This window comes from Flavobacterium sp. 2755, assembly GCF_031455715.1.
Classification (GTDB): Bacteria; Bacteroidota; Bacteroidia; order Flavobacteriales; family Flavobacteriaceae; genus Flavobacterium.
In genome coordinates this window covers 517,952-530,780 of the sequence record NZ_JAVDTG010000003.1, presented here as the reverse complement: position 1 = coordinate 530,780, position 12,829 = coordinate 517,952, and the positions used below count along the sequence as shown (strand labels likewise).

General features: G+C 32.4%; 12 protein-coding genes. All 12 read right to left on the bottom strand.

The features are described from left to right. Positions 1-55: 55 nt before the first annotated feature. Entirely contained in the window at positions 56-952 is an 897-nt protein-coding gene (locus J2Y38_RS09620; RefSeq protein ID WP_309841675.1) for a L,D-transpeptidase, read from the bottom strand. A gap of 83 nt (positions 953-1,035) precedes the next feature. After that, a complete protein-coding gene (locus J2Y38_RS09615) occupies positions 1,036-1,593 on the bottom strand; it encodes a hypothetical protein (protein ID WP_309841673.1) in 558 nt (185 codons plus the stop codon). 1 nt (position 1,594) lies between these two features. Continuing rightward, on the bottom strand, positions 1,595-3,088 hold the full coding sequence (locus J2Y38_RS09610; protein ID WP_309841671.1) for a S41 family peptidase: 1,494 nt from the start codon (positions 3,086-3,088) through the stop codon (positions 1,595-1,597). A gap of 35 nt (positions 3,089-3,123) precedes the next feature. Next, positions 3,124-3,708, bottom strand: coding sequence for an NUDIX domain-containing protein (locus J2Y38_RS09605; RefSeq protein WP_309841668.1), 585 nt, complete (start codon positions 3,706-3,708; stop codon positions 3,124-3,126). A 53-nt stretch (positions 3,709-3,761) separates the two neighbouring features. Continuing rightward, positions 3,762-5,033 (bottom strand): adenylosuccinate synthase, encoded by a 1,272-nt coding sequence (locus J2Y38_RS09600; protein ID WP_053471019.1) that lies wholly within the window; start codon positions 5,031-5,033, stop codon positions 3,762-3,764. 92 nt (positions 5,034-5,125) lie between these two features. Continuing rightward, entirely contained in the window at positions 5,126-5,590 is a 465-nt protein-coding gene (locus J2Y38_RS09595) for a Fur family transcriptional regulator (RefSeq protein ID WP_053471018.1), read from the bottom strand. 184 nt (positions 5,591-5,774) lie between these two features. Next, positions 5,775-6,317, bottom strand: coding sequence for a hypothetical protein (locus tag J2Y38_RS09590; protein WP_309841663.1), 543 nt, complete (start codon positions 6,315-6,317; stop codon positions 5,775-5,777). A gap of 27 nt (positions 6,318-6,344) precedes the next feature. Next, positions 6,345-8,567 (bottom strand): bifunctional (p)ppGpp synthetase/guanosine-3',5'-bis(diphosphate) 3'-pyrophosphohydrolase, encoded by a 2,223-nt coding sequence (locus J2Y38_RS09585; RefSeq protein WP_053471017.1) that lies wholly within the window; start codon positions 8,565-8,567, stop codon positions 6,345-6,347. A gap of 310 nt (positions 8,568-8,877) precedes the next feature. Further along, positions 8,878-9,666, bottom strand: coding sequence for an RNA methyltransferase (locus tag J2Y38_RS09580; protein ID WP_309841660.1), 789 nt, complete (start codon positions 9,664-9,666; stop codon positions 8,878-8,880). Between the two features lie 188 nt (positions 9,667-9,854). After that, positions 9,855-10,940, bottom strand: a complete 1,086-nt coding sequence (locus J2Y38_RS09575; RefSeq protein WP_309841658.1) for a phosphoglyceromutase — start codon at positions 10,938-10,940, stop codon at positions 9,855-9,857. Between the two features lie 141 nt (positions 10,941-11,081). Continuing rightward, positions 11,082-11,384: a hypothetical protein gene (locus J2Y38_RS09570; protein WP_309841656.1), complete on the bottom strand. Its 303-nt coding sequence runs from the start codon at positions 11,382-11,384 to the stop codon at positions 11,082-11,084. A gap of 55 nt (positions 11,385-11,439) precedes the next feature. Then, the gene (locus J2Y38_RS09565; protein WP_309841653.1) at positions 11,440-12,771 is read right to left on the bottom strand and encodes a DUF58 domain-containing protein; all 1,332 of its coding nucleotides are present in this window, start codon (positions 12,769-12,771) and stop codon (positions 11,440-11,442) included. Positions 12,772-12,829 lie beyond the last annotated feature (58 nt).

Genomic DNA, 12,829 nt, shown 5'->3' with positions numbered 1-12,829 from the left:
AAATCAGCTGTAACCTTTTAAGCTTTAGCTGATTTTATTAAATATAGATCTTGTTTTAAAGAGCAGTAGTTTGTTGTTCCGCCTCTCTTAATTTTTGATTATCTAAAATCTTCTGAATAAAAGGTTTTACCTCTTTCTCAATTTCAGATTCAGATATATTTAAAGCTTTTGGATCAGAGGCCAATTGCAGCCACGGTTTTGGGCTGTCAAAATTATAACTTCCAAAAACTACAACGGGAGTTCCTTTTACTTTTACATTTTCTTTGTCTTTTAAAATCCATTCGTCGGCAAATTTGTAAAGATATTTAGCATCTTTTTCCAGTAATCTCAAACAAGAATGTGATGCAGGATAACCTGGTAATTCATATTGGTGAAAACCAACTCCAAGTTTGTTCTCGATATTGAAATTCCATTTTAAATCCCATTCGTCATTAAAAGTACTCGTTGTTTTTTCTGCTTTCCAATTGGTGAAAAACAATCCGGTTGGTGTTGGATCTTTTTTTCTTCCCATGTTTGTTGGTCCTGTGTAAACCAGTTCGCCGTTTTCGTAAGCAGCAAAAGTCTGAGTAGGATAGGAGAAAATAATGATTTTCGAAACTTCTTCTAAAGCACCAACATGCAGTGGAAATGGTAAATAATAAACCAAATCTCCGCTAAAATCAGCCGGTATAACTACCGAATCTAATTTTTTAAAATTTGCCTTATCAGTTCTGTTTACTGCATAAACAATATCCAGTTTACTGCTGTCGGCTTCGTTAGTTTTAAGCCAGTCTTTTGTTTTAGAAATTTGATAAGAAACTGCAGATTCTGGTTTCTTATATTCGATTGTTTTTTTAGGTTTTTTATCTGCTTTATTATCAGTCAGATTTATAGTATCGCTTTTTTTGCAAGAAACTAATAATCCTAAAATCAATATAAGTAGTACGTTTGCTGTATAATATAACTTTTTCATAGGTCGTAATTTTTATAGAAATAAAATTATACATATGATAGTTAAAAAGGGTTACATAATTTTTTGAATTGTTTGCTGGATTTTCATTTGACAGCTATAACATTAATTTGAAACATTTCATCGAGAATAAGTATAAAAAGCTCTAATAATTGATTCAAAGTATTGATGTCACGAATTTCTCCATCAATAAAATAAGATAGCTCAAATTCGTTTTCAGGAAGTTTTCCTTCCCAAATCCCTTTTTGATCAGAGATTTGAATGTTTACATCTTTTTGAGAAGCAATAAAGTTTCTTATCTTGTTATTTTGTAATAATGTTTTTATTTTAGATTCATTATTGCTTTTGATTGTAAAGGATTTATCAAAATCAGCATAACCGATTTCTATATCCTGTGCACCAAATATTTTTTCAATTTTACGAACAAATCCTTCTCTGTAAATTTCGAACCTAAAATTATTCTGCAAAATAATCGGAACAATAACTCTTGTCATTTCGGCACCGTATTTTCCAGACCAAAGTGTATAATTATCAAAAACAATTTTCCAGTTTTTATATTCAATTTCAACGGAATCTGATTGCCAGGAATAACCTTCTTTAAAAGTTCCATTAGTTTGGTTTGCAAATTGGTTCCAGATATTCATATTATTTCGATTCAATTAATTTCAAAGTATATTCAAACTGCGTATCCTTATTTTGTAAAAAGTCTTCTAAAGTTTGTTTGACTTCATGATCTGGTATAACGCCCCTGCCAAAAATCTGATTGGCTTTTTTAGGAACATCTTGGTCTAAATTTACAATCGAAAATTTTGTTTTAATTTTTGTGTTTGGCAATTCATATTCAATAGGAGTGTGGCCGTTATGTCCAAAATAACCGCCCATAGTTTCTTCACCAATAACTATGGCATTTGTATTTCCTGTCACTAAAGAAGCAAATAATGATCCTGCAGAAGCGATTCTCGGACTTATCAATAAGTAGATTTGTCCTTTAAATTTGTTTGTGTCAGGATGTAATAATTGATTGAATTTTTCATCCTGAATGTATTTTCCGTTTTCTAATTTCGGAAATTCTTCTTTTAAATCAGCTTCAAAATCATTTTTTTCTTCCAGCTTTTTTTGAGGTTCGGTTTCATCATAAACAAAATAATCTGCAAACGGAATTTCCTGAAAACTAACATATGCAGCAGCATTTTCGCGATACGGCTTTTGTGTAAGATATGAAAAGGTTAGAATATCATTTGGATCGCTGCCGCCGCCATTGTTCCTTACATCTACAATTAAGTTATTTATTTGGTTGTTTTTGCCTAAATATTGAAAACAGCTGTCTAAATATTTTTTATAAGCTAAATGCTCTTTTGCTTTTGCATTTTTACCAATTGAAAAGGTATGAACAGAAAGTACGGCAGTATTTTTAGAAATAATCTTAAATGAATATTTGTTTTTAGCCTTGTTAAACTGCAGACTGTCAATAGGAAGAGAAAAACGATTTTTGAAATTTTCTTTTCGAATATCATTAGACACTGCTGTAATTTTTTTAGTGAGTTTTTTAGAACTATTAAGAAGAGAATATTCTACCAAAAAACTTTGTTGAGGTCCATATTCCATTTCAAAATATTTCCCAAACGCGCCAGTTAATCCAATATATTTTCCAGAAATATTATAACCGTCGGTGGTGTAATATTTATAGAAATCCTTTATTATTTTATTGGTTTTAATTTTGTTAATGCTATGAACTTCTGAACCTAACGGAATTTCATCGTTTTGAAAATTTATAACTAATCTGTCTTCAATAAGTTTAGCGGGATATGGAAAAAATACATTTCCTGATGAAAATTTATTCTGAAATTCATCAGGAAGAGTAGTATCATTATGTACGCTGCCTTCAAAATCAGTAATTTTTAAAATGATTTTGTAAAATTCCAGCAGCGTTGCAGGTTTATCTATTTGTGAAAATCCCCAGGAATAAATACTGTCAATTTGTTGCTTTGTGCGGTATTTGTATAAACCTGAATTCGCTTTTTCTCTTATTTCTTTAAAAATAGTAAGATCTTGTTTTAGTTTTTCGGCTGGCAGTTTTTCATTTTGCGCCATTAGAACAAACGGAAAAAACAAGAAAAAGAATATTTTAGATTGGAACATTTTAAAGTTTTTAGAATCTAAAAATACTCAAAAAACTATATCAAACCTTTAATTTTTGCATGTTGTAATAACAAAATAGTTTTAGCGTCTGTAATCTCAGCAGATTCAATCATAGCGTATGCTTCATCAAAAGTATATTCCAGAACTTCAATATTTTCTTGTTCAGCATCAAGCCCGCCGCCAGAACTTACTTTCATGCTTTCATCATATTCTCCTACAAATAAATATAGAATTTCTGTTACAGAACCCGGAGACATGTAGGTTTCAATAACTTTTTGAACTTTTTTTAAGCGATAACCTGTTTCTTCTTCCGTTTCACGAATGATGGCTTGTTCTGCATTGTCCTTGTCTAAAAGTCCGGCGCAAACCTCGATCATCATTCCTGTTTTATTTCCGTTAAGAAAAGTGGGCAAACGAAATTGTCTGGTTAGTATAACCGTTTTTTTTGCAGTATTGTATAATAATATGCCAGCACCATTTCCGCGGTCATAGACTTCACGAATATGCGATTCTACTTTTTCGTTTTCCTTTTTATAGTTAAAAGTAACTTTGTTTAATACATACCAATTGTCTGATAATAACTTGGTTTCTGTAATCTCAATTTCTGGATTTTTTCTCATTTCGAAAATAGTTTCATAAAAAAACGCCCTGATTATCAGAGCGTTTAAATGTATTATTTTGTTATTGTTTGCTTTCTGTCTGGTCCAACCGATACAATTTTGATTGGCACTTCGATTTCTTTTTCAATAAACTCAATATATTCTTTTAGCTCGATTGGCAATGCATCATAAGTTGTCAATCCTGTTAAGTCTGCTTTCCATCCTTTAAACTCTTTATAAACCGGAGTAACATTTTCTGGTTCAATGTTATAAGGAAAGTGAGCAATGTTTTGACCTTTATAGTTGTATTCTGTACAAACTTTTAAAGTTTCAAAACCAGAAAGAACATCACCTTTCATCATCATTAACTGAGTAACTCCATTTACCTGAACAGCATATTTTAAAGCCACAAGGTCTAACCATCCGCAACGTCTTTGTCTTCCGGTTACAGATCCAAATTCATTACCAACTCTCGCCATTGTTGCACCAACTTCGTCAAAAAGTTCTGTTGGGAAAGGTCCGCTACCAACACGAGTAACATAAGCTTTAAAAATTCCGTAAACCTCTTTGATTTTGTTAGGAGCAATTCCTAAACCAGTACAAGCTCCCGCAGCAGTAGTATTTGATGAAGTTACAAAAGGATAAGTTCCAAAATCAACATCTAATAATGAACCCTGAGCTCCTTCACAAAGAATAGATTTACCTGCTTTTTGAGCTTGGTGGATATATTCTTCACTGTCAATAAAATCTAATTTTTTTAATTCTTCTATAGCTTCAAAAAATTCTTTTTCAAGTTCTGCTAAATTGTATTGAATAGCAACATCATAGAAAGCAATCATAGCTTCGTGCTTGTCTGCCAATGCTCTGTAACGCTCGTTAAAATCTTCTAATTCAATATCACCTACACGTAAACCGTTTCTACCAGTTTTGTCCATATAAGTTGGACCAATTCCTTTAAGAGTAGAACCAATTTTTGCTTTTCCTTTTGATGCTTCAGAAGCCGCGTCAAGCAAACGGTGTGTTGGTAAAATTAAATGTGCTTTTCTTGAAATGATTAATTTCTTTTTGATGTCAAGGTTGAATTTTTCTAAACCTTCAATTTCTTTTTGAAAAACTACAGGATCAATTACAACACCATTTCCGATAATATTTATTGAATCTTTATGGAAAATTCCAGAAGGAATAGTTCTAAGTACGTGCTTAATTCCATCAAATTCTAATGTATGTCCTGCATTTGGTCCTCCTTGAAAACGTGCAATAATATCATAATTTGAGGTAAGAACGTCAACAATCTTTCCTTTACCTTCATCTCCCCATTGTAATCCTAGTAATAAATCTACCGTCATTCTGTTTTTAATTTGCGTTAGGACAATTAAAAGCTGTCCTACTGATTATGTAGTTAATTTTCTTTTTTTAATTTTTTGAAAAAGTCTTTGTTTTAAGACTGTGAACTCTGTTTTTTGTTTCCGTAGAAATAAAGCGAGTGATTTGTGATTTCAATATCAAATATCTCTTCGATAGTTTTTTTGATGGTTTGAATTCTTGGATCGCAAAATTCAATTACCTCACCAGAATCTGTCATAATGATATGATCATGCTGTTTATCAAAATATGATTTTTCGTAGTAAGCCTGATTTTGTCCAAATTGATGTTTTCTAACCAAAGCGCAGTCTAACAATAACTCAATCGTGTTGTAAAGCGTAGCCCTGCTCACACGGTAGTTTTTGTTTTTCATTTTGATGTATAGGTTTTCTATGTCAAAATGCTCCTCGCTATCGTAAATTTCCTGAAGTATAGCATAACGCTCAGGAGTTTTGCGATGCCCTTTTTGTTCAAGATACATTGTAAAAACATTTTTTACAATTTCTTGATTCTTAGTGTTGTCAGTTGAAATAAGTGTCATATCCTGCAAAGATAATTTTTTATTTTTAATGAATAAAAGTTTCGGGTTTAAAGTTTAACGTTTAAACTGGAATTTGATAACAGAGAATGTACCAAATTCAGGCTTTTGCGCTATTATATTTTACAAAGTCCAACAGAACTTAATTAACATAATTATTTTAATTTGGGATAAAAATAACAGATTTTCAGCTCGTTTTTGACATATACATGTACCAGTTCCATTCCCATGTTTTTCCCTCATCGTCAGACATAGCCTGACTCCACACCGGATTATTTTCGTCACGGGCATCCCATCTAAATACCTGAATTACATTTTTGCCTTCATAAATATCTTTAGAGAAAAAATGTCCAATTTTATCTTCAAAAGAGCCTACAACGGGTTTGTCTAATGTTCCTGAATTGGAATCGGCCCAATAGATGCTCCACAATTTTGTTTTCGGATTAAATAATCTAACGGTCATTCCTTCAAAAGGTTCACCATCAAAAGTGGCAAGAAAATTATCAATATTGCCAATTCCGTTTAAAATTTTATACATTTCCTGAGTTGATGGAAATTCAATCCACTCCGTGCAATTGGCAAATCTTGTTTTTAATTTTTTGTTACGAATAACCGATTTTCCCTGAAAAAAATCGAAATCATCTTTTGAGGAAGATTTAGAAGCAACAATTAAAAGTTCTCCATTTTCATCAAAAACAACTTCGGGAATTTCTAGGTTTTCATTACTCATAACTCAATTTGTAAAATATTTTAAAAGCTAGGTTCTATATTCTCTGGTAACTTTATCAACGCCGTCAATTTTCTTAATAGCATTAATCATTTTTTTCAAAATGGTATTGTTTTGAACAATTACAGCAATTTGACCGTGAAAAATTCCGGCATCAGTACTCAAAGAAATACTCTGAATATTAACGCTCATATTGTTTGAAATTACACGAGTTAATTGATTTGTAAGTCCTAAAACGTCCATACCGGTAATATTGATAATGGCTTTAAATTCTTCTTGAGAAGAATCTATCCATTTAGCACTCATGATTCTGTAGGCATAATTAGACTGCATTCCAATAGCGTTTGGACAATCTTTTTTATGCACTTTAATTCCTTCGTTTATGGTCACAAAACCAAAAACATCATCACCCGGAATTGGGTTGCAGCATTGCGAAAGTTTATAATCAAGTTTATCATGTTCCGTTCCAAAAACCAACATGTCGTAATTACTGCTAATGACTGGTTTGTGAATATCTTCGGCAGCGGTATTGTCCTTATTTCTTTTAATTTTATTTTTAAAGAAATTGATAAACGTATTTCCTTTTTGTGCTGCGTAATCTTTTAACTGCTGATTTTCGATAGCGCCAATTCCAACGCGATAAAATAAATCTAAACTGGTTTTTAATTTAAAAAAGTTAACTAACTCGTTTGTAACTTGTTCGTTAAGTGTAATTTTTAAATGTTTAAGTTTTCGGGTAAGTAATTCTTTCCCTTCCTCACCAATTTTTTTCGTGTTCTCGTTAAGAACGTTTTTGATTTTATTTTTTGCTCTTGAAGTCGTTACATATTCCAGCCAGTTTACCGTAGGTTTTTGGTTTGCCGATGTAATAACTTCAACCTGATCACCGCTTTTTAATTCATGGTTCAAAGGCACAAGACGCCCGTTTACGCGGGTTCCTCTTGTTTTAATTCCAATTTCTGAGTGAATACTAAAAGCAAAATCAAGCGAAGTTGCTCCTTTTGGCAATGATTTTATTTCTCCTTTTGGGGTAAATATGAAAATTTCTTTTGAATATAAATTCATTTTGAAATCTTCCACAAAATCTACCGCATTTGTTTCAGGATTTTCTAAAGCTTCGCGAAGTAAATTCAGCCAGACATCCAAGCCGCTTTCTTCGCTTGCGCCATTTTTATATTTGTAATGTGCTGCATAACCTTTTTCGGCAATTTCATCCATACGTTCACTTCGAACCTGAACTTCAACCCAGCGTCCTTTTGGTCCCATAACGGTAATGTGAAGTGCTTCATAACCAGTTGATTTTGGAGATGAAATCCAGTCACGCAAACGACTCGGGCTAGGTCTGTAATGATCGGTTACGATGGAATATATTTTCCAGGCGATGAATTTTTCATCATGCGGATCTGATTTATAAACAATTCTAAGCGCAAATTTGTCGTAGACTTCATCAAAACTTACGTTTTGCGCGCGCATTTTACGACGAATTGAATAAATAGATTTCGGGCGGCCTTTTATGATATAATCTATATTTTCAGCATCAAGAGATTTCTTCAAAACATCCGAAATATCTTTGATGTAAGCATCCTGTTCTTCCTTAGTTTCTCTAATTTTGCTTACAATGTCTTCGTATACAGCAGGTTCTGTGTATTTTAACCCTAAATCTTCTAATTTGGTTTTGATATTGTAAAGTCCCAAACGATGGGCGAGAGGAGCGTAGATATAAAGCGTTTCAGAAGCAATTTTCGTCTGTTTATATTCTGCCATCGAATCCATCGTCTGCATATTGTGAAGACGATCGGCTAATTTTATCAAAATTACACGCACATCATCGTTCAAGGTCAGAATCATTTTGCGGAAATTCTCCGCCTGCATGGATGCATTTAAGTCTTTTTGAACTAATGAAATCTTAGTTAAACCTTCAACAAGCTGCGCTACTTTTGGGTTAAATAAACGCTCAATATCTTCAACAGTTATAGGAGTATCTTCGACAACATCGTGTAATAAAGCCGCAGCAATAGAGGTCGCTCCCAGACCAATTTCTGAGGCAACAATTTTCGCAACTGCAATAGGATGAAAGATATACGCTTCACCAGATTTACGTCTTTGTTCTTTATGAGCATCAACAGCAACATCAAAAGCTTTCCGAATTAATTTTTTGTCGGCAGGGGTTAAAGTCTGGTAACTAATTCGCAGTAATTCCTTGTATTCGTGCGTAATTGCTTTGTTTTCTTTTTCAATATCTATTTCTATCATAACGGCATAGTTCAAGTACTAAAAATAAGAATAACTTAGAACATACGCAAGGGAATGGATTGTTGATTTTAGAGTTAAGATTTTAGATTTTTGAGGGTTTGATTTTGAATTTTTCGTCGTTGAAAATGGCTTCGACTTCGCTCAGCCTGACAGAAAATAAATTCCAATTTTTTAAATTCCAAATCCCAATAAAAAAGAGCAAAGCGATTTTTTATAAATCTAAAATCTAAAATCTAAAATCTAAAATCTAAAATCTAAAATCTAAAATCTAAAATCTAAAATCTAAAATCTAAAATCTAAAATCTAAAATCTAAAACCCTCTTTGTCTTTTTGCTTCAAAAATTAAAATAGCTGCAGCGACAGAAACATTCATGCTGTCGATTTCGCCCTGCATTGGGATAATAATATTTTGTGTTGCTTCGTCACGCCATTTTTGCGTTAAGCCAGTTGCTTCTGTACCAACAACTAAAGCGGTTGGAGTAGTGAAGTTTTGGGTATGATAGGAAGTTGAATTTTGTAAAGTAGCCGAATAAAAATTGATCTTTTTCTCTTTCAAAAAAGCAATGATTTCTTCGGTTGTTCCGGTTGCGATTTGGTTGGTAAACAAACAGCCAACGCTGGAGCGGACAATATTCGGATTGTATAAATCGCTTTTGGGATCAGCAATTAAAACGGCATCAAGATTTGCGGCATCTGCGGTACGTAAAACTGCACCAACATTTCCGGGTTTTTCCAGAGATTCCGCCACTAAAATTAATGGATTATCAGATAATTTTAAATCAGATAATTTTAAGGATTTGGTTTTGGCTACAGCCAAAATACCTTCGGTTGTATCACGATAAGCTAGTTTTTGGTAAACTTCTTTGTTGATTTCGATTAACTGAACTGATTGAGCAACTAGTTTGTTAATTTGACTTTCTGTAACTAAATCGGGTAAAAATAAAACGGTTTCAATTTCGTAACCGCCTTTTATGGCTAATGAAATTTCGCGTTGTCCTTCAATTAAAAATGTTCCGGTTTGTTTTCTGGCTTTTGCTTTTTCTTGTAATAAAGCAAGCGATTTTATAAACGGATTTTGAACTGAAGTTATTTGTTTCATTTTTTTTGAGTCTCAAAGTTGCAAAGGCTCAAAGGTACAGAGTTTTTTTCTTCCTGCAAGGTTTTTAAAACCTTGTAGGTTTTGAATTGTTATAGGTTTTGCCACGAATTACACGAATTTTCACTAATTTCTTTTGATTGTGTTCAATTATAATTAGTGAAAATTCGTGTAATTCGTGGCAAAAAAAACTATTTTTCAAAGATTTCTTTAACTTCAGTTTCAACAGGATGATCTGTGGTGAAATTGTATCCCATGATTTTTGCAAAAGTCTGGGCGAATTGTTTTTGGTAGAATTGCGAATCTGTTTTGATTTCGCCTTTTGGGGCAATTTCTGGTCCCATTGCGGCGAACCAAATTTGCGATGCGCCAGCAACATCAGCTCCGTGATCTGTCCATTGTGATTTTATTTTGTCGCCGCGACCGTGATCAACAGTTATAAAAATAGTCGTTTTGTTTTTGTATTGCGGATCATTTTGTACAAAATCCCAGATTTCTTTAATCCATTTATCTACCTGATTTACGGCATCAAGATACGATCTGTAGTGACCATGATGTGCCCATTCGTCGGTTTCTCCGTAAGAGATATATAGTACTTTTGGTTTCTTGGTTTTAAGTTCGTCCATTGCCTCATAATGCGTAAAAACATCAAGACATTCATCTTCATGAAAAGGTTTAAACGAATTATTTCGCATTTCGTTTAATAATTTTTGAGAGGCTGTAGGTTTGTTTCCGCCTACATTATCAAAAGCCGAAATTACAGGAAAGCCACTTCTTTCTTCATTTAAAATTCGGTCAAAAGCGTCCCATGCACCAAAAGCAGCAACTTTTCCTTTTAGTTTAGATTGTTTATTTAGGAATTCCAAAACATTTACGTTTGGATTGGGTTTGTAACCATTAGAATTTATCTGAACATCAACATTTCCGGTCATGATTTCGCTATAACCAGGATAACTAAACCAATAGGGATTTGAAACATCTACTTTACTTCCAAGGTCGCGATTTCCGTAAATTTGACCTTTCGAAGCAATTTCTGTCCAGAAAAAAGGCATGATTTTTTGGCGTGAAGCAGCAAAATCTGAAGCGGAGTATTTTTTATAAATATAAGTACTGTCTCCCTGATTGAATTTTTTATCATTGGCAATCGCCGGATCTAATCCTTTAAAAACTTCCTGCCATCTAAAACCGTCAGTAGTAATGATGATAATGTTTTCTGTTTTTTGTGCAGAACAAAATAGGCTGGTTAAAATGAATACAATTAGAATTGCTTTTTTCATTTTTTAATGATTTAGAAGTTATTTGATATCCAAAACTAATCAATAATTCAAATGAACTTAATTCATATTTTTAAATATAACCATTAATTAACAGAGAATAAAATGGTTCTATTTCTAAAGCTTAAATTTTAATAATGCTTTTTAAGTATTAGAAGTCTTTATAATATTTATAAAAAAAGAACCTGATTTAGAACTAAATTGTAGAAACCAAACGTTGTTTAATCTATTAAGTTTAGTTGGGGAATCCATTTGATTAAGTATTTGAAATTCTAAATTTTCAAGTGTTTTATTTCCTAAATATTGTATTTCGTTTTTTTCTTCTCTTATTTTTTCTAGCCATTTGAAAACTGAATTTTCTATGTTTTCAGATGTAACCTGAGTGCAATATGTTCCTCCGCGAAATTGAACAATGTAAGTGAAAACGTGAGATTCGAGCTCATTCATAAATCAATGTTTTTCTGTAATCATCTTACTTTTTATAAACTACATTTCACAATTTCTACAAAATCCCTCTCGCTTTAATCTCCAAATACTTATTAATAGCATCTAAAGTTAAATTCTCAGGCTGCGTTAAAACCGAGTGGATTCCGTATTTCTTTAATTCGTTTGCAATAAGACGTTTTTCAAACATGAATTTTTCGGCAATTACTTTATCGTAAACTTCCTGAATCGTATCAGTTTTTTTATTGATGATAGCGTTTAGTTCCGTATTCTGAAAAAAGACAACAACCAATAAATGACTTTTTGCAATTCCTTTTAAATAGGGTAGCTGACGATGTAAACCATCCATTGTTTCAAAATTCGTGTACAGAATAATTAAACTTCTTTGGTTGATATTTTTCTTGATATCAACATATAATCGGCTGTAATCGCTTTCAAAAAAGTCGGTTTTGATGTTGTATAAAGTTTCAAGGATTTTTTGCATTTGCGAACCTCTTCTTTCTGCAAAAACTCTGTTTTCTACTTTTTTAGAAAAAGCAAAAATTCCTGCTTTATCCTGTTTTTTCAAAATTACATTTGATAAAACTAACGTTGAATTTATCGCATAATCCAGTAAACTTAAACCATCAAACGGCATTTGCATAACGCGCCCTTTGTCAATTGCTAAATAAACAGACTGTGATTTTTCGTCCTGAAACTGATTCACCATCAACGCATTTTTCTTTGCTGTGGCTTTCCAGTTTATAGTTCTAAGATCATCACCCTGAACGTATTCTTTAATCTGTTCAAATTCCATGGTATGACCAATTCGGCGGATTTTCTTGATTCCGTATTGATATAAATTATTCGAAAATGCTATTAAATCGTATTTTCTCAATTGAATATAAGACGGATAAGTCGGCACCATTTGATTTTTTGCAAATGAAAATCTTCTTGAAATTAATCGTAAAGGCGAAGAAACATAAATATTTAAATAACCAAAATGATATTCTCCGCGTTCTGTTGGACGAAGATCGTATCCGATTTCTTTTTCTTCTGATGCTTTTATTCTTTTTGCAATTTTAAAATTACGAACCTGAAATTGAAACGGAATTTCATCAATTATCCTGACCAAAATTGGAAAGGTATAATGATTTTTGATTTGAATGTTTATTGGATTTAAATCTCCGTTTGAAAGCTTTTCCGGTGTAATTCTCTTGGCTTCAATTCCTGTTTTGGCCAGATACAATATTAAAATATCCAAACCTACAAAAGTGATCAAAACCAAAACAATAAACCAAACTGCATTGTACAAATTCGGAAAAATAAAAGCGCAGGCAAATAATGCTATAATGCCCAAAAGCACATAGAAGAAGAAATTATTGAGATATAGACTTTTTATGAATTTCACTTTTTTTATAGTTTCAGGTTTAAAGTTTCAAGTTTCAGGTTAACTCATAACCTAAAAC